This is a genomic window from Curtobacterium sp. SORGH_AS_0776 (genome assembly GCF_031453355.1).
GTDB lineage: Bacteria > Actinomycetota > Actinomycetes > Actinomycetales > Microbacteriaceae > Curtobacterium.
In genome coordinates this window covers 142,403-158,993 of record NZ_JAVIYU010000001.1, presented here as the reverse complement: position 1 = coordinate 158,993, position 16,591 = coordinate 142,403, and the positions used below count along the sequence as shown (strand labels likewise).

Here is a 16,591-nt window from a genome sequence, read left to right as displayed (position 1 = left end):
GCGCGGTGCCAGCTGGCACCGCGCCTCCCGTCCGTCAGTGCGGAGCCCGTCAGCGAGTGCTGACGGTGACCCGGGTCAGCGCGAACGCGCCGTCCTGCGCGAAGAGCGCGAGACGCCCGGACGGGCGGTCGTAGAGGCGCGTGCTCAACGCGACGGAACCGTCGACGACGGCGACGCAGAGGTCGCCGTCGAGGTGCACGTCGATGCGGTGCGGGCCGGGAGCGAGGGGGACCGGGCGCTCGAGCTCGACCGCGTGCGGGACGTCACCGAGGATCTGCCACTGCTCACCGCCGGTCGTACCGCGCGGCCACCGATCGAGGACGAGTCGGGAGCGGTCCGGTTCGAGGCGGAGCGCGTAGCCGGCTTCCGCGTCGTCGCTCGTGCGCAGGAGCACACCGAACGACCGCGTGTCCGGGGCGACGTCGAGCTCGATCGTGACGAGCGCCTCGGCGGGGAGTTCCGGCCCGGTCCAGGATGCGAAGCGGCTCGATGCGCCGTCTCCGACGACCGGTGCCGCGCCGTTCACGGGTGTGAAGACATCGGTGACGTCGACCTCGTTCGCGTACGCCGCTCGGAGCGTCCGGGGGAGGTCGAAGCCCAACGATCCGTCCGCTCGCTGGTGCGCCTGGAGGGTCGCCATGGTGCCGGCCCACTGCCACGCCCCGGCGTCGCGTTCGCCCTCCTTCGTGGCGATCCACCCGACGAAGAAGCGGTCCTCGCCGAGGGCGACGGTCTTCGCGGCGTAGAACGCGCGGCCGTCGACGGTGTCGTCGGCGGGCGCGAGCCACGGTCCGTCGGGCGACGTCGCGACGCGGTAGCGCGTGCAGAACGCGTCGGAGAACTCGGAGTACACGAGGTACCACCAGTCGCCCCACCGGAAGACGTCCGGGCACTCGTGGGCGATGAACCGGTGCGGCGCCCAGATCGGGTCGGCGTCGCGCCAGGTGACGAGGTCGTCCGACTCGAGGCGGGCGACGAGACCGGAGCGGCGGTAGGGCTCGTCCGAGCGGCGGGTCGCGAGGAGCATCTGCCAGGGGCGCTCGGGCGACGGGCGGAAGACGAACGGGTCGCGCCAGTCCTCGGGCGCGTAGCCGGGGAGTGCTGGCAGGTCCCACTCGGGGTGCTTCGTCCAGCGCGTGAGGTCGCCGTCGGAGGTCGCGTGGCAGACGACCTGGACGTCCTTCCGACCGAGATCGGTGTCGGTGGTGATGCGCGGGTTGTGGCCGGTGGAGAACAGGTGCAGGAGCCCGGAGTCGTCGCGGACGACGCTGCCCGTGTAGCAGTCGAAGTCGCTGGCGTCGGGTCCGCCCGAGGGGAGCACGACGCCGTGGTCCTCGAAGGTCACGAAGTCCGTCGTCGAGACCGCGCCCCAGGGCATGCCGGTCGGACGGTCGACGGGTGCCGCGTCCGGCCGTTCGTCGAGCAGGTAGTACAGCCACGCCCGGTCGTCGGCCGCGAACGGGATGACGTCGCCCACGAAGCCGTTCGGCGGGCGGAAGTGGGTGCTCGGTTCGGCGGTCACTCGGACTCCTGCGGATCGGTTGCGGGTGCGGGTGCTGGGGCGTCCCGTGGCGTTGCGAGGGAGCTTCGCGGGACGTACTCGCAGGGCACGAGGTGGCGCCCGGGATCGTGCGTCTCGGCGAGCAGGAGCGTGCCGGCGTCGAAGCCCATCTGCTGGTGGGGGAGCGCGACCGTGGTCAGCGGCGGGTGCATCTGGTCGGCGAGGTCGGGCTGGTCGTCGAAGCCGACGATGCTGACGTCCTCCGGACAGCGGAGCCCGAGGGACTGCGCCGCCATCAGTGCGCCGACGGCCATGCGGTCGTTCCCGCACACGAGGGCGGTCGGCGGGTCGTCGGCGAGGAACTCCATCGCGAGGTCGTAGCCGGAGCCCACCTGGTAGGTGCCGTACCGGACGGGGACGGCGTCTGCTCGGAGACCGGCTTCGGCCGCGGCCTCGTCGAACCCGCGCTTGCGCTCGCGGCAGGCGTAGTCGTCCTCCGGACCGCCGAGGAACGCGACGTCGGTGTGCCCGGCGGCGAACACGGCAGCGGCGACGTCGTGGCCACCCTGGAACTCGTCGGCCAGCACGGTGACGGCCGGGGCGCCGTCCGGCGGGAAGCAGTTCACGAAGACCGTCGGCACGCCCTCGACGCCCGACACTGGCGTGACGTCCTCGGGGCCGGGGGCGGCGTAGATCAGGCCGGCGACGCCCTGCTGCACGAGGTTCGCGACGGCCGCCGTGCCGCCGTCGGACGTCTGCGCGGTCTCGACGACGAAGCAGACGTACCCGGCTTCCTGCACGGCCTGCTGCACACCGAGCACGATGTGACCGGCGTAGGGCTGGGAGACGAGCCGGTCCGCGATGACCCCGACCGTGTAGGACCGGTTCGACCGGAGGGACTGCGCGGCACGGTTCGGCTGGAAGTTGAGCGCCTTCGCCGACTCGAGCACGCGGGCCCGGGTGTCCGCGGCGATCGAGACGTCGCGCCGGTCGTTCAGCACGAACGAGACCGTCGGCTGCGAGACGCCGGCATGCCGCGCGACGTCCTTCATCGTGACGCGGTGCGACGGTTCCGTCTGCTTTCGGCTCGCCATCTGTCCTCCTTCGACATGCTCATCATGGCAGAAGCAAATACGTATTGCCTCATCTGGACGACTTGTGTACAGTCGGCGAGCAAATACGTATTGGCTCCGACTCGACGGGGCCACGATCGCTCAGAGAGGAGCGACCCATGGCGAACGGATTCAGCACTCCGATCGACCGACGCACGCTGTTCAAGTTCGGTGGTGCCGGACTCGCACTGGCCGGCATCGGATCGCTCGCGGCGTGCTCCACCTCCGGCAGCGGCGGTGGCGCGACGGGCACGATCAAGATGCTCTACTTCGGGGAGCAGAGCGCGGCGACCGCACTCCAGAAGGCCATCGAGCCGAAGATCCGGCAGCTCGACAAGACGGCGAAGCTGCAGGTCACGGCCATCAACGGCACCGACTGGAACGACTTCCTGGCGAAGGTGCTCACGCAGATCGCTTCCGGGGACGTGCCCGACATCGTCAGTGTCGCGACCGAGGGGCAGCAGCTGCTCGCCTCGAAGAACCTGCTGACGCCGCTCGACGACCTCGTCACCAAGAACCTGTCCGGGCTGTCGACGTACTTCAGGGGCATCCACCCCTCGCTGGTCGAGTCGACGATGTACCAGGGGCACCTCTACACGCTGCCCGACAGCTTCAACGCCGGCAGCATGTTCTACTCGACGTCGCTGTTCGACAAGGCGGGGCTCTCGCGTCCGGCTGCGAACTGGTCGATGGACGACTTCCACTCGTCGGCGGAGAGCCTGGCCAAGGTCGGCGGCAGCACCTACGCGTTCGACTGGGTCGTGCGGCTCTGGGGCAGCTGGACCTCGTTCCTCTACGCGAACGACGGCAACCTCCTCGAGGAGGGTCGCTACTCCGGCGGCGACTGGCTCTGGGGCAGCAAGGCGTTCGACGGCAAACGCCGTGGGCGTGAGCGGCCGCAAGGGAGGCTGGAAGTGGGGCGACCCGACGGCGAACTCCGACGCCGCGGTCGAGGCGCTGCAGTACGTGATCGACCTGCAGAAGTCGGGGGCGTCCCCGTCGCCCGACGTCGGCGGTGGCGGCACGCTGCAGGGCCTCTTCGCGTCCGGGCGCATCGGCATGACGATCGGTGGTGGGTTCTGGGCGGGTGGTCTCCACAACGCGGGCATGAAGGACGGCAGCTTCGACGTCGTGGAGTTCCCGACGTGGAAGAGCAACAAGTCGCTCTTCGGTGCCGGCGGGTACGGCATCTTCGACTCGTCGAAGCAGAAGGACCTGGCGTTCGAGGTCATCAAGCTGATGGTGCAGCCGGAGAGCTTCGACGCGCTCTGGCCCGGCAACGTCACGACACCGGCGCAGAAGTCGCTGCTGACGGCCGATCGGTACAAGACCACGGGGCCGGAGCACTGGTCGGTGTTCTACGACCAGCTCGACAACTCGGTGCCGATCTCCGCACCGCCCTACTACAACGCGCTCGCGACGGCCCTCAACCAGCGCACCACCCAGGCGATCTCGTCCGGCAACGCGAAGAAGGCGCTCGACGGCCTGCAGGCCGACATCGAGAAGGCCGCCGCGCAGGCGTCGTGATGACCGCGACGACAGGATTCCGCACCCGGCGGGCTGCCGAGGTCGCAGCCCGCCGCCCGGCGGCCAAGCGCGTCCGGCGCCGTGAAGCCTCGTTCGGCTACGCGATGATCGGACTGGCGGTGGTCTTCGTCGCCGTCTTCACGTTCATCCCGATCCTCGCGTCGCTCGGGCTCTCCTTCACGTCGTGGGACGTGATCAGCAGCCCGGAGTTCGTCGGCCTGGACAACTACGTGCGGCTGTTCACCGACGGTCCGGTCCTGGCCTCGTTCGGGGTGACCGTCGTGCTGGCGGTCTGCATCGTCGCGTTGCAGATCTCGCTCGGCATGCTGTTGGCGGTGCTGGCGAACAACCGGAAGCGCAACGCCACGCGCGTCTTCTTCCGGACGTCGTTCTACCTGCCGCTGCTCGCGTCGTCCGCGGCGGTGTCGATCTTCATGGGCTACATCTTCGACACCAAGTTCGGGCTCATCAACTACTACCTGAACGAGATCGGGCTCCCGGGCGCGCACTGGCTCAACGACCCGTTCTGGGCGAAGGTCACGGTCGTGCTCGTGGTGGTCTGGCAGCAGGTGGGGTTCACGTTCGTCCTGTTCGTGGCCGCCCTGATGTCCGTGCCGGTCGACGTCCAGGAGGCCGCAGCGATCGACGGAGCCGGGCCGTGGCGCACCCTCTTCCGGATCAAGATCCCGTTGATCAGCCCGACGATCCTCTTCGCCACCGTGATCGCGATGATCAACGCGATGCAACTGTTCGACCAGCCGTTCATCATGACGAAGGGCGGGCCGGGCACCGCGACGACGACCGCGACCATCTCCCTCTACCAGGCCGGCTTCCAGAACCTGCAGTTCGGGTTCGCCTCCGCCATCGCGATCCTGTTGCTCGTCATCATCGGCATCATCACCGGGATCCAGTTCATCGCCGCACGAAAGCTGGTGTTCTACCAATGACGACCACCGACGTCATCAACCCGCTCCACGCGCCGGAGACCGTCGCGCAGCCGAGCGTCGCCCACATCGTCCGTCGCCGCCGACCGGTGGCGAAGGTCGGCAGCGTCATCGGGCTGGTCATCCTGATCATCGCCGCGGTGTTCGCGCTCGGGCCGCTGCTCTGGACCCTGACCACCTCGCTCCGCACCCCGGCCGAGTCGTTCGACAACCCGCCGCAGTGGATCCCGCTCTCGTGGGACTTCAGCAACTACGCGGCCGTGTTCAACCAGATCCCGATCGGCCAGTTCTTCGTGAACAGCGTGCTCGTCACACTGCTCATCGTGGTCGGCCAGACCATCACCTGCACGCTCTCGGGCTACGCGTTCGCGATGATCAGCTTCCCGGGGAAGAACACGATCTTCGGGATCTTCCTCGCCACCATGATGGTGCCGATCCAGACGATCATCATCCCGGTGTTCGTCATCCTGAAGGACATGGGACTGACCGGCTCCATCGCCTCGCTCATCGTCCCGGCCCTCGGCAGCGCGTTCGGCACCTTCCTGATGCGGCAGTACTTCATGCAGATGCCGAAGGAGCTCGGTGAGGCGGCGCGCATCGACGGAGCGACGCAGTTCGGCGTCTTCTGGCACGTGTACTCGCGGATGGCCAGCCCGGCGATCGCGACGCTCGCGATCCTGAACTTCTCCGGGTTCTGGGCCGAGTACTACCGGCCGCTGATCTTCCTGAACCAGCAGGACACGTTCACGCTCCCGCTCGGCCTGGTCGGCCTGCAGGGCAACCTCGGCACCGGCTCGATCTCGGTCGTGCTCGCCGGCGTGGTCCTGACGATGATCCCGAGCGTGCTGCTGTTCATCGTCGCCCAGCGGTACTTCATCGAGGGCGTCACGGCGGGGTCGTCACGATGACCGACACGCCCGTGACCGAGGCGCCTTCGGCAGTGGCCCCGCCGGCCGACGCCCGCGCCGTCCCCACCCCGTCCCAGGAAGCAGCACCGACCGTGATCGCACCAGCCGACCACCACCTCCCGCAGTTCCACGTCCGCCTGCCCCGCGGGTACGTCAACGACCCGAACGGCCCGATCGACATCGGCGGGCAGGCGCACCTGTACTTCCAGTCCCGGCCGCGCGTCGACCTCGACGTCCCGGTGGAGTGGGGACACGTGACGAGCCACGACCTCGTGCACTGGACGCTCCACCGTCCGGCGATCGTGCCGGTCCCGGGCGGTGCCGACTCCGGTGGTGCCTGGTCGGGCAACACCGTCCTGCACGACGGGGTCGTCCGCGCCTACTACTCCGGCAAGGTCGACCACAGCCCCTTCCAGTCGGTGCTGCTCGCCGAGTCCACCGACGGCGGAGCCACCTTCGGAGCCCCCGTGCAGGTCGTCGCGGACCCCGGAGCCGAGGAATCGATCACGATGTTCCGCGACCCGTTCGTGTGGTCCGACGGAGACGGGTGGTCGATGGCCGTCGGCGCCGCGGACGCCGACCAGGTGGCGTCCGTCCGGCACTACCGCTCGACCGACGGTGTCGACTGGGCGTTCGTCGGCGACCTCGTCGCCATGCCGCGCGCGACGGTGCACGGCATCGACACCGGCGAGGGCTGGGAGTGCCCGCAGATCATCACGATCGACGGCGCCGACGTGGCGATCGTCGCGTCGTGGTCCCACGCGGAGGGGCCCGGCGACGTGCTCGCGGTGCCCCTGACCGGTGACCCGCGGCCCTCCCGGATCGACGACGGGCAGCACTTCTACGCGGCCTCGGTGATGCGGACGGGGTCGTGGGGCCCGGTGCTGTTCGGGTGGATCACCGAGGGCCGGACCCGGGAGTGGACCGAGCAGGCCGGCTGGTCGGGCGCGATCTCCCTGCCGCGCCGCGCGTGGGTCGCGGACGGACGGCTCCTGACCGAGCCCCACCCGGCCCTCGATGCGCTGCGCGTCGGTTCGGCGACGGACGGCCGCGCGGAGACGATCGGCGCCCAGGCGGAGATCGTGCTCCACGACCCGGTCACCGGTCGCATCCGGGTCCGGTTCTCCGACGCCGAGTTCCTCGACATCGTCGTCGACACCGAGGCGGACACGCTCACCGTCGACCGGTCCTGCGCCAGCACCGACCAGCGCGCGGACCGGCACCCCGCCGAGATCCGTCATCCGTTCGACGCCGCGGCGGACCGCCCCGCGGTGCGCGTGCTGCTCGACGGTTCCGTGGTCGAGGTCTTCACCAGCGCCGGACGCTCCGTCACGACGCGGGTCTACCCGGTGCAGGCACCGCCGTGGACCGTCGAGGCCCCGGAGGGCGCGTCGTGGTGGCCGCTCGAGTGCTCGGTCACCTCGGTGGCGTCCGCTCCGCGGGCGGTCGTCGCCGGCGCCGGGACTGCCTGATGTCGCTGCGGTACGGCCCCGTCGCCGGTCCGGGAACGACACGGACGTGTCGATGATCACCGTCGCCGGCGAAGCGCTGGTCGACGTCGTCGGTCAGGGCCGCGAGGTCCCCGGCGGCGGGCCCGCGAACGTTGCGCTCGGCCTGGGGCGGCTCGGCGCCGAGGTCGAGTTCGCGACCTGGCTCGGTGCGGACGAGCGAGGACAGCGCGTCGCGCATCACCTCGAGGCCTCGGGCGTGCAGCTCGTCGCCGGCGGCATCGGCGCTGCACGGACGTCATCCGCGACGGTGCTGCTCGGTGCGGACGGGCAGCCCAGCTACGCGTTCGACATCGAGTGGGACCTCCCGCGCCTCCAGCGGACACCGGAGTGGTTGCACGTCGGATCCATCGCCGCGTTCCTCCAGCCGGGGGCGGAGAAGGTGCTCGCTGCGGCCGAACGGACCACGGCCGCCGGTGGGATCGTCTCGTTCGACCCGAACGTCCGCCCCGCCCTGCTCGGCACCCGGTCCGCAGCACGCGCCCGGTTCGAGGAGCTGGCGGCCCTGGCGACCGTGGTGAAGCTCTCCGACGAGGACGCGGCATGGCTCTGGCCCGGGCGTGACACCGACGCGGTGCTCGACGCGATCATCGCGCTCGGGGCGGAGCTCGCCGTCGTCACCGCCGGGGCATCGGGATCCGTCCTGTCCACGCCCTCGGAGCGGGTGACGGTGCCGGGGGAGCGCGCGGCCGTCATCGACACGGTGGGCGCGGGGGACACCTACACCGCGGCGCTCCTCTGGCAGTTGACCCGCTCGAGGCCGTGGCCGGCGGACTCGTCGTCGACGGGCAGTGGCTCGTCGCTGGGGCACCTCGACGGCACCGCGTTGTGGGAGCTGGGACGGACGTGCTCCATCGCCGCGGCGATCACGGTCGGACGTCGCGGGGCCGACCTGCCGACCATCGACGACGTCCGGCTGGCCTCCGGCCCGAAGGCCGTCCGGTGACCGCGTCGACCGTGCGGACCCACCGACCCTCGTCCACGACCTGAACCCTCGAAGGAGAACACCGTGCTCGGCAACCTCACCGGCATCCACCTGCTCGTCATCCTCGGCATCGTCATCCTGCTCTTCGGCGCCACCAAGCTCCCCGCCCTGGCGAAGGGTCTCGGGCAGTCGCTCACGATCTTCCGCCGCGAGGTCCGCGACACTGAGCCGCACGGCACCCCGACCGGCGACTCCACTCCCGCCGCGACGTCGACCCCGACGACGCCCGTCGAGTGACGACACCGCCTCGAGCTGAGCGGAGCGCACCGTGGACGCCGAGAAGCTGATCGTCATCGGGATCGTCGCCGCGGTCTTCGTCGGACCGCACCGCCTCGTCGGTCTCGCGCAGCAGCTGGCCGGGTTCGTCCGACAGCTCCGTCACTGGGCGGAATCCACGAAGGCCCAGGTCGAGGAGGAGATCGGCGTCGAGATCGACTGGTCCGAGCTCGACCCGCGTCGGTACGACCCGCGCCGGATCATCCGTGATGCGTTGACGCACCCGTCGTCAGCGAGCGAGTCGGGGAAGCGGGCGTCAGCGGCGACGGCTGTCACCCATGAGACTCAGCAGTGATGCCCCGCGCCGCTCCGCGGAGCGCGTGAGTTCCCCCACCACGCGATCCGCGGTCGAAGCGTCTGATGCACGAACGCCTCAACGGACAGCAGCGCTCGACCAGAGCCCGCGCGCGAGTCCCCACGCCCGGCGGAGGACCGGGTGCAGTTCCGTGGCTGCCGCGACGAGCAGCGTGCAGGCCTGCGCGATCAGGAACACCACGAGCGCAACCGACGCGACCGCGGTGACGATCCACGCGGTTGCCAGCACCAGGAGCAGCACCCCGAGTACCCGGACGGCACGGGGTTCCACGGGCTGCCGCGCGGAGAGGGCCCCAGCTGCGACGAAGGCGAGCGGGACGAGTGCCTGCAGGACGAGCGCGACGGGGAACCACAGCTGACTGCTGGTCGCCGGGGACAGCGTCGCCACGAAGCCGACGACGCCAGCGGCGACGAGGATGCGCACGGCATCGCGGGTGAACGCTCCACCAGCGACAGCCAGCGACCCTGCTGCCACGGACGTCGCGGCGAGGACGGGTACGGCGATCGCGCCGAGGACGTGGTGCCCGGTGAAGCCCAGCAGGTTGTCGATCGCGAGCAACGCCGCGCAGGAGGCGCCGACGGCGAGGGCGACGGATGGTCTCGTTCGCGACCCCCTCATCGCTCGCTGCCGTCGATCGGTTGCGAAGAGTCGCCGGTCCCTCCGTGCGCAGTCAACGATCGCCGCTCGTCTGCGCTCAAGTTCATCCTCCCCGAATCATCGCCACGGGCGCGGCGACGAAGCCCAGAATGCTGCACATCAGCGAACGGTACAACCTCACGGGTGCGAGCGATACGGGGAAGATGACCCTTGACTACGTAGACAACCCCGTGGTTACCTGTCTCCCACACCCGAACTCCCTCGGGCCCGAGGCTGCAGCGAAGGAGCTGGCACATGAGCGACACCGCCCCCGTCCGCCGCCTGCGCCCCGCCTCGATGACCGACGTCGCTGCCCTCGCCGGTGTCTCCCAGAAGACCGTCTCCCGCGTGGTGAACGACGAGCCCCACGTCACCGAGGCCGTGCGCGCCAAGGTCGAGGCCGCGATCGCCGAGCTCGGGTTCCGCCCGAACGCCGCCGCCCGCTCCCTCAAGTCCCAGCGCTCCCGCCGCGTCGGCCTCATCACCATCGGCACGAACCTGTACGGCCCGACGGCGATGCTCACCGGCGTCGAGCAGGCCTGCCGCACGAACGGCTACAGCCTCGCCGTGGTCCGAACGGTGACCGCGACCGCCGAGGAGCTCCAACCCGCGGTGGACTCCCTCATCGGCCAGGACGTCGAGGCGATCGTCTTCTCCGAGCCGGTCGACAACCAGATGGACCAGCTCCGCATGCCCTCGGGCGTGACCGTCCTGACGCTCGGGCCGCCCGACGTCGCCGACCGTGAGAACACCCTCGCGGTCGGCCTCGACGAGACCGGTGCCGCCTTCGCTGCGACCGACCACCTGCTGGCCCTCGGTCATGAGACCGTGTGGCACATCGCCGGCCCCGGGAACTGGACCTCGAGCCAGCGCCGGGAGACCGGTTGGCGCGCGGCCCTGCAGGATGCGGGCGTCGCCGAGCACGAACCGGTCGAGGGGGACTGGTCGCCGCAGAGCGGCCATGACGCGATGCGCGCGCTCCTCACCCGACCCGACGTGACCGCGGTGTTCGTGGCGAACGACCAGATGGCGATCGGCGCGATGTCCGCGATCCAGCAGGCGGGTCTGTCCGTCCCGGGCGACATCAGCATCGTCGGCTTCGACGACATGCCGATCGCGGCGTTCCTGCCGGTGCCCCTCACCACCATCCGCCAGGACTTCGACGAGGCCACCCGTCTCGCGATGCACCGCCTGTTCCGGACGCTCGACGGCCACCCGCCGGCCGAGCGGCACCGGATGCTCCCCGGCCAGCTCATCACGCGCGCCACCAGCGCGCCGCCGTCACCGGAGCGGCGTCACCTCCGCCCCGCCGACTGAACACCGGACGGGAGGCGCGGCTTGCCGCCGTCCCGTGAGTGAGCGCTCACGCGCGCTCGCCTCCACACCCGCACCCACCTCGACGACGACGTCAGGAGACGACACGTGACCCCAGTACCACCGCGACCCGGCGCGACCGCCGCAGCCGCGCCTCCCGACCGGAACGCGAGCCGGGGACCCAGCCGACGCGACCTGCTCCGGTGGGGCGCCGCTGCTGGCGGAGCCTTCGCGCTCAGCGGCCTGCTGGCCGCCTGCTCACCGCAGTCGACCGCGGCCGTCCGCTCCGGACGCGCCGACCTGGCGTTCTGGACGCACGACCCCGGCTACGAGAAGTTCTTCACCCAGGCGCTGCCGGTCGCCGACCGGAAGTCCGACTTCCGGTTCGCGCTCGACATCACGACGATCGCGGCGGCCGACATCCCGACGAAGCTCATCGCCCAGGCGGTCGCGGGCACGGGCACACCGGACGTCGCGGGACTCGAGATCGGAGCGTTCTGCCGGATGCTCCGCGGCGACATCGCGAAGGAGCTGCTGAGCGATCTGTCGCCGTCGGTGGCCGCGCAGCAGGACGACCTGATCGCCGCACGACTGACGCCGTTCTCGAAGGACGGACACCTCTACGCGCTCGACTCGGACACCCCGCTCTGCGTGTACTACCACCGTGCCGACCGGTTCGAGGCCCTCGGCATCCCCGACGACCTGACGACGTGGGAGGAGTACATGGACCTCGGGGCGAAGCTCAACAAGAGCAAGGGCGTCTCGCTGCACGCGGTCGCGGTCACCGACCCGGGCGGCACGTTGCAGAGCTACCAGATCCTGCTGCTCCAGCGCGGCGGTGACATGTACGACGAGGACGGCGGCATCGCCATCCAGACCCCGGAGGCCGAGCGCACCTTGCAGTTCCTCGTCGACGGCGTGCAGTCCGGAGCGATCGCCACGGTCGCGGACATGTACGGGCCGAGCCTGCAGTCCGGGCTGAAGGGCGGCACGATCCTGGCGGTCGACATGCCCTCCTGGTACGCCAGCTACGGCATCAAGCCGAACGTCCCCGAGCAGAAGGGGAAGTGGCGCGTCCGGAACCTGCCCCGGTTCGCCGGTGGCGGCAGCACGACGAGCGTCGGCGGCGGGACCGGGTTCGCGGTGCTCCGCGACAAGCCCCTCACGAAGGCGGGGATCGACCTCGTGCTCGCGGCGTACCTCGACCCGGACCAGCAGGTGAAGCGGTACCAGGACCTCGGGTACCTGCCGACGCTGCGCTCGGTCTACGACGACCCGCGCCTCGCCGCGATGAGCGACCCGTACTTCGGCGGGCAGCAGCTGTTCGGCGTCTACAAGTCCGTCGTCGACGACGTCCCGTCGCAGCACCAGAGCGCCGACGCAGCGATCCTGCAGACCGTCCTGAGCGGCTACATCATCAAGGCCTACAAGGGCCAGATCTCCCCGAAGCAGGCGCTCGACGCCGCTGCGGCCGACTTCCGCGGCCAGACCCGCGCCTGAGGAGGACGACGTTGTCCACATCCACCGCCACCGGCATCCCGGTGTCCGCCACCACGGCCGATCCGCCGGCCCGACGACGACGGCTCAACACGAACGGCGGCAGCGCGCCGTACCTGTTCATCGCGCCGTTCTACGTGCTGTACGGCCTCTTCATGATCGTGCCGGTGCTCGCCGCCGTGTACCTGTCGCTCACGGAGTGGGTCGGTCTCGGCACCCCGAACTGGATCGGGCTGTCGAACTACGCGAACCTGTTCCGCGACACCAGCTTCGGCACCGCCCTGGTGAACTCGCTGATCTACACGCTCATCGCCGTGTTCGTCATCGTGCCGGTCTCCCTGCTCGTCGCGCAGGCGCTCAACGCCAAGGGGCTGCGCGCCCGTGACCTGTTCCGCGTGACGTTCTTCATCCCGATGGTGCTGTCACCGATCGTCATCGCGCTCATCTACAGCCTGGTGTTCGACACGAACTACGGGCTGCTCAACGCCTCGCTCAAGGCGCTGTTCGGGCTGCCGAACACCGACTGGCTCGGGGACCCGACGCTCGCGAAGGTCGCGATCGGGTTCGTGCTCCTCTGGCGCACGGTCGGGTACCTGACGATCTACTTCCTCGCGGCGCTCCAGAACGTGTCGCCGGAGCAGTACGAGGCCGCGTCGCTCGACGGTGCCGGCACGTTCCGGAAGTTCACGAACGTGACCCTGCCGGAGATCCGACCGGTCACGAGCTTCGTCGTCGTCACGTCGTTCATCAGCGCCGCGCAGCTCTTCGACGAGCCGTACCTGCTGACGAAGGGCGGCCCGGGCGAAGCGACCCTGTCCGTCGCCATGTTCATCTACCGCGCCGCGTTCGAGCGACAGCAGTTCGGGTACGCGGCCGCGGCCGGGGTCGTGCTGTTCGTCATCGTCTTCGGCGTCAGCCAGATCCTCAACCGCGCACTCGCCATCGGGAGGGACGCATGACCGCCACCACCGACCGCCCGACCACCCGGGCCGTCACGACCGCCGGAGGTCGGGCTCCCCGCTCCGGCCCGCCCCGCACGCGCGGGTGGGTCGCCCGCCGTGGGCTGCTCTACGCGACCCTCATCGCCCTGCTGCTCGTGTTCGTCTTCCCGCTGCTCTGGGCCCTGTCCGGCTCGTTCAAGCGACGCGGCGACATCTTCGCGACACCGCCGTCGCTGATCCCGAACCCGGCGACCGGCGAGAACTACTCCAACCTGCTGTCGACCCAGCCGTTCTGGGCGTGGTTCGGCATCAGTGTCGGGACCGCGCTCATCGCCACCGTCGTGTCCGTCTTCGTCTGCGCGATGGCGGGCTACGGGTTCGCGAAGTTCCGGTTCCGGGGCAAGCGGGTGCTGTTCGCGGTGATGTTCTCGTCGCTGTCCGTGCCGTTCGCGGTGATCCTCGTGCCGCTCTTCATCCTGGTGGTGAAGTCGGGGCTCACGAACCCGTGGTTCTCGCTCGTCGTGCCGTGGGTGGCGCCGGCGTTCGGCATCTTCATGATGCAGCAGTTCATCGTCCAGGCGATCCCGGACGAGATCATCGAGGCCGCCCGCATCGACGGCAACTCGGAGTTCGGCACGTTCCGTCGTGTCGTGCTCCCGTTGCTCCGGCCGTCCCTCGGCGCACTCGCCGTGTGGAGCTTCCTGCCGAGCTACAACTCGTTCCAGTGGCCGCTGGTCCTGTTGCCCGACTCGAACCAGTACACCCTGCCGCTCGGCCTCAACGCGATCTTCGCCTCGGAGAACCGCTCGTACGACCTCGTGCTCGCCGGCGCCGTGCTCGCGAGCGTGCCGACCATCCTCGTGTTCCTGCTCCTCCGCAAGCAGCTGCTCGACGGCCTGACGGCCGGCGCCGTGAAGGGCTGAGACATGACCCGCGACCAAGCACCCTCGAACGGAGTACCCCGCACCATGCAGCACGACCGCGTCCTCTTCGGCGCCGCTTACTACCACGAGTACCAGCCCACACCCCGGCTCGACGAGGACATGCGCCTCATGCAGGAGGCCGGGTTCTCGGTCATCCGCGTCGGCGAGTCCGTCTGGAGCACCTGGGAGCCGGAGAACGGCCGGTTCGACCTCGAGTGGCTCGCCCCGGTGCTGGACGCCGCGCACGAGCACGGCATCCGGGTGGTCCTCGGCACGCCGACCTACGCGGTGCCGATGTGGCTCGCCCGCATCGTGCCGGAGATCAACGTCCGGCGACGGACCGGTGGCGAGGCGATGGGCTGGGGGGCTCGCCAGGAGATCGACTACGCCCACCCGGCGTTCCTGTTCCACGCCGAGCGGGTCATCCGGAAGATCGTCGCCCGGTACGCCGACCACCCGGCCGTGATCGGGTACCAGGTCGACAACGAGCCGGGCAACGAGCTCATCGCGAACCCCGAGGTGTTCCAGCGGTTCGTCGACCACCTGCGGCACACCTACGGGAGCGTCGAGCGGCTCAACGAGGAGTGGGGGCTGACCTACTGGTCGCACCGGCTCTCGACCTGGGCGGACCTGTGGACCCCGGACGGCAACGCGCAGCCGCAGTACGACCTCGCGTGGCGTCGGTTCCAGGCCTCGATCACGACGGACTTCATCGCCTGGCAGGCATCGGTCGTGCGGGAGTACTCCCGTGCGGACCAGTTCGTCACGACGTGCATCGCCTACGAGCGGCCCACCGTCGAGGACGAGGCGCTCACCCGTTCCCTCGACGTCACGGCCGGCAACCCCTACTACCGCATGCAGGACGCGCTCGAGCTCCCGAGCACCGACGAGCCGGCCCAGTTCTGGACGTCGTCCGGCGCCTGGTCGATCGTCGCGTCGGGCGACCGGATGTACGGGTCGAAGCAGGCGCCGTTCCTCGTCACCGAGACGAACGCGCAGGCCATCGGCTTCTCGTGGATGAACGAGCCGGCGTACGAGGGGCAGTGGCGCCAGGCCGCGTGGGCGCTCGTTTCCCGTGGCGCCTCGATGATCGAGTACTGGCACTGGCACACGCTGCACTACGGGGTGGAGACGTACTGGGGCGGGGTGCTCCCGCACTCCCAGCAGCCCGGGCGGACGTACGAGGAGATCGCCCGGATCGGTGCCGAGTTCGCCCACGCCGGGGACCGGGTCGCCGGACTCCGGCCGCACGCCGACGTCGCGCTGCTCTTCTCGAACGAGTCGAAGTGGGCGTTGAACGAACACCCGGCGCTCGGCGACGGCATGGAGCCCGACCGCCGATCGTGGCAGACGGTCTACGACGCGTTCGCCCGCGGCGTGTTCGACGCCGGGCTCCAGGCGAACACGGTGCACCCGTCGCAGGTGTTCGACCGCGACCCGGGGTCCTTCGCCGCCGAGCGCCCGGTCCTCGTCGCCGCGGCGTTCACCATCGCCACCGACGCGCAGCTGCAGTGGCTCGCCGCCTACGCCGAGGCCGGCGGCCACCTCGTGGTCGGCATCCGCACCGGCTACGAGGACGAGGAGGCGCGTGCCCGGCTCGAGCGCAAGCCCGCCTTCCTCGACGTCGCGGCGGGCGTCCACTACGACGAGTTCAGCAACCTCGGTCGCCGCATCCCGGTGTCCGCCGGGGCCGCCGCGACGGACCACGGGTTCTCCGTGCCGGTCGGGGCCACGGCCACCCGGTGGGCGGACGGCCTGCTCGTCGACGACGCCGACGTGCTCGTCGGGTACGAGCACCCGCACCACGGCCGGTTCGCCGCGGTCACCACCCGTGCGCACGGTGCCGGGCGGGTGACCTACGTCGGGACCGTCCCGGACCCGGCGCTCGCCGCGGCGCTCGTCGACTGGGCGGCTCCGCGGGCGGACGGAGCACCCGGCTGGCGTCCCCAGACCGACACGCAGTCGGTGCAGAGTTCGGTCAACGGCCGCGGGGAGACCGTGCACGTGGTCCACAACTGGTCGTGGACGCCGAGCACCTTCCAGGTGCCGGTCGCGGCGGAGGACGTCCTCGACGGCACGGCGCTCGCCGCCGGGTCCGAGCTGTCGCTCGGGGCGTGGGACGTGCGGGTGCTGGCCGTCCGGTAGGCGACCACTGCGGGACGGGAGGCGCGGTGCCAGCTGGCACCGCGCCTCCCGTCCGCCG

Annotated in this window: 16 protein-coding genes and 1 pseudogene; 13 read left to right on the top strand and 4 right to left on the bottom strand. The window is 70.4% G+C overall.

All coding sequences use genetic code 11. The features are described from left to right. Positions 1–49: 49 nt before the first annotated feature. The 3 genes from QE359_RS00805 to QE359_RS00795 all read right to left on the bottom strand — a co-directional run bounded on the left by QE359_RS00805 (position 50) and on the right by QE359_RS00795 (position 3,019). The gene (locus QE359_RS00805) at positions 50–1,522 is read right to left on the bottom strand and encodes a glycoside hydrolase family 32 protein (protein WP_309776874.1); all 1,473 of its coding nucleotides are present in this window, start codon (positions 1,520–1,522) and stop codon (positions 50–52) included. Beyond that, the gene (locus QE359_RS00800) at positions 1,519–2,595 is read right to left on the bottom strand and encodes a LacI family DNA-binding transcriptional regulator (RefSeq protein ID WP_309776872.1); all 1,077 of its coding nucleotides are present in this window, start codon (positions 2,593–2,595) and stop codon (positions 1,519–1,521) included. The genes QE359_RS00805 and QE359_RS00800 overlap by 4 nt, the downstream gene beginning before the upstream one ends. Positions 2,596–2,878: 283 nt before the next feature. After that, on the bottom strand, positions 2,879–3,019 hold the full coding sequence (locus QE359_RS00795) for a hypothetical protein (protein ID WP_309780472.1): 141 nt from the start codon (positions 3,017–3,019) through the stop codon (positions 2,879–2,881). Between QE359_RS00795 and QE359_RS00790 the strand changes: the two are divergent. The 8 genes and pseudogenes from QE359_RS00790 to QE359_RS00755 form a co-directional block, all read left to right on the top strand. Next, positions 2,961–3,368: pseudogene (locus QE359_RS00790) on the top strand (extracellular solute-binding protein); the annotation flags it as partial. The gene QE359_RS00795 and the pseudogene QE359_RS00790 overlap by 59 nt on opposite strands. 133 nt (positions 3,369–3,501) lie before the next feature. Next, entirely contained in the window at positions 3,502–4,140 is a 639-nt protein-coding gene (locus QE359_RS00785; protein ID WP_309780388.1) for an extracellular solute-binding protein, read from the top strand. After that, positions 4,140–5,087: a sugar ABC transporter permease gene (locus QE359_RS00780; protein WP_309780387.1), complete on the top strand. Its 948-nt coding sequence runs from the start codon at positions 4,140–4,142 to the stop codon at positions 5,085–5,087. Before QE359_RS00785 ends, QE359_RS00780 begins: the two co-directional genes overlap by 1 nt. Beyond that, positions 5,084–5,992: a carbohydrate ABC transporter permease gene (locus tag QE359_RS00775; protein ID WP_083295207.1), complete on the top strand. Its 909-nt coding sequence runs from the start codon at positions 5,084–5,086 to the stop codon at positions 5,990–5,992. The genes QE359_RS00780 and QE359_RS00775 overlap by 4 nt, the downstream gene beginning before the upstream one ends. Then, positions 5,989–7,464 carry a glycoside hydrolase family 32 protein gene (locus QE359_RS00770; RefSeq protein WP_309776869.1) on the top strand — a complete coding sequence of 492 codons (1,476 nt, stop codon included), beginning with the start codon at positions 5,989–5,991 and terminating at the stop codon, positions 7,462–7,464. The genes QE359_RS00775 and QE359_RS00770 overlap by 4 nt, the downstream gene beginning before the upstream one ends. A 52-nt stretch (positions 7,465–7,516) precedes the next feature. Beyond that, entirely contained in the window at positions 7,517–8,446 is a 930-nt protein-coding gene (locus QE359_RS00765; protein WP_309780385.1) for a carbohydrate kinase, read from the top strand. Positions 8,447–8,509: 63 nt separating this feature from the next. Further along, a complete protein-coding gene (tatA, locus tag QE359_RS00760; RefSeq protein WP_309776867.1) occupies positions 8,510–8,722 on the top strand; it encodes a twin-arginine translocase TatA/TatE family subunit in 213 nt (70 codons plus the stop codon). A 31-nt stretch (positions 8,723–8,753) separates the two neighbouring features. After that, complete coding sequence (locus QE359_RS00755) at positions 8,754–9,056, top strand: Sec-independent protein translocase TatB (protein WP_309776865.1); 303 nt, start codon at positions 8,754–8,756, stop codon at positions 9,054–9,056. Between the two features lie 78 nt (positions 9,057–9,134). On the opposite strand, the gene QE359_RS00750 is transcribed toward QE359_RS00755, so the two are convergent. After that, complete coding sequence (locus QE359_RS00750; protein WP_309776863.1) at positions 9,135–9,695, bottom strand: hypothetical protein; 561 nt, start codon at positions 9,693–9,695, stop codon at positions 9,135–9,137. A 273-nt stretch (positions 9,696–9,968) separates the two neighbouring features. Here QE359_RS00750 and QE359_RS00745 point away from each other — a divergent pair, with 273 nt between their 5' ends. From QE359_RS00745 to QE359_RS00725, 5 genes are all read left to right on the top strand, one after another. Next, a complete protein-coding gene (locus tag QE359_RS00745) occupies positions 9,969–11,030 on the top strand; it encodes a LacI family DNA-binding transcriptional regulator (RefSeq protein WP_229085482.1) in 1,062 nt (353 codons plus the stop codon). Between the two features lie 105 nt (positions 11,031–11,135). Then, entirely contained in the window at positions 11,136–12,527 is a 1,392-nt protein-coding gene (locus QE359_RS00740) for an extracellular solute-binding protein (protein ID WP_309776858.1), read from the top strand. A gap of 11 nt (positions 12,528–12,538) precedes the next feature. Next, positions 12,539–13,483, top strand: coding sequence for a sugar ABC transporter permease (locus tag QE359_RS00735; RefSeq protein ID WP_309776857.1), 945 nt, complete (start codon positions 12,539–12,541; stop codon positions 13,481–13,483). After that, positions 13,480–14,388 (top strand): carbohydrate ABC transporter permease, encoded by a 909-nt coding sequence (locus QE359_RS00730; protein ID WP_309776854.1) that lies wholly within the window; start codon positions 13,480–13,482, stop codon positions 14,386–14,388. The genes QE359_RS00735 and QE359_RS00730 overlap by 4 nt, the downstream gene beginning before the upstream one ends. 3 nt (positions 14,389–14,391) lie before the next feature. Then, positions 14,392–16,533, top strand: a complete 2,142-nt coding sequence (locus QE359_RS00725; RefSeq protein WP_309776852.1) for a beta-galactosidase — start codon at positions 14,392–14,394, stop codon at positions 16,531–16,533. Positions 16,534–16,591 lie beyond the last annotated feature (58 nt).

Coding starts and splice junctions, on each gene's coding strand:
- QE359_RS00770 (WP_309776869.1), top strand. CDS start 5,989: ATGACCGACACGCCCGTGACCGAGGCGCCTTCGGCAGTGGCCCCGCCG.
- QE359_RS00780 (WP_309780387.1), top strand. CDS start 4,140: ATGACCGCGACGACAGGATTCCGCACCCGGCGGGCTGCCGAGGTCGCA.
- QE359_RS00800 (WP_309776872.1), bottom strand. CDS start 2,595: ATGGCGAGCCGAAAGCAGACGGAACCGTCGCACCGCGTCACGATGAAG.
- QE359_RS00745 (WP_229085482.1), top strand. CDS start 9,969: ATGAGCGACACCGCCCCCGTCCGCCGCCTGCGCCCCGCCTCGATGACC.
- QE359_RS00725 (WP_309776852.1), top strand. CDS start 14,392: ATGACCCGCGACCAAGCACCCTCGAACGGAGTACCCCGCACCATGCAG.
- QE359_RS00730 (WP_309776854.1), top strand. CDS start 13,480: ATGACCGCCACCACCGACCGCCCGACCACCCGGGCCGTCACGACCGCC.
- QE359_RS00750 (WP_309776863.1), bottom strand. CDS start 9,695: ATGAGGGGGTCGCGAACGAGACCATCCGTCGCCCTCGCCGTCGGCGCC.
- QE359_RS00765 (WP_309780385.1), top strand. CDS start 7,517: ATGATCACCGTCGCCGGCGAAGCGCTGGTCGACGTCGTCGGTCAGGGC.
- QE359_RS00775 (WP_083295207.1), top strand. CDS start 5,084: ATGACGACCACCGACGTCATCAACCCGCTCCACGCGCCGGAGACCGTC.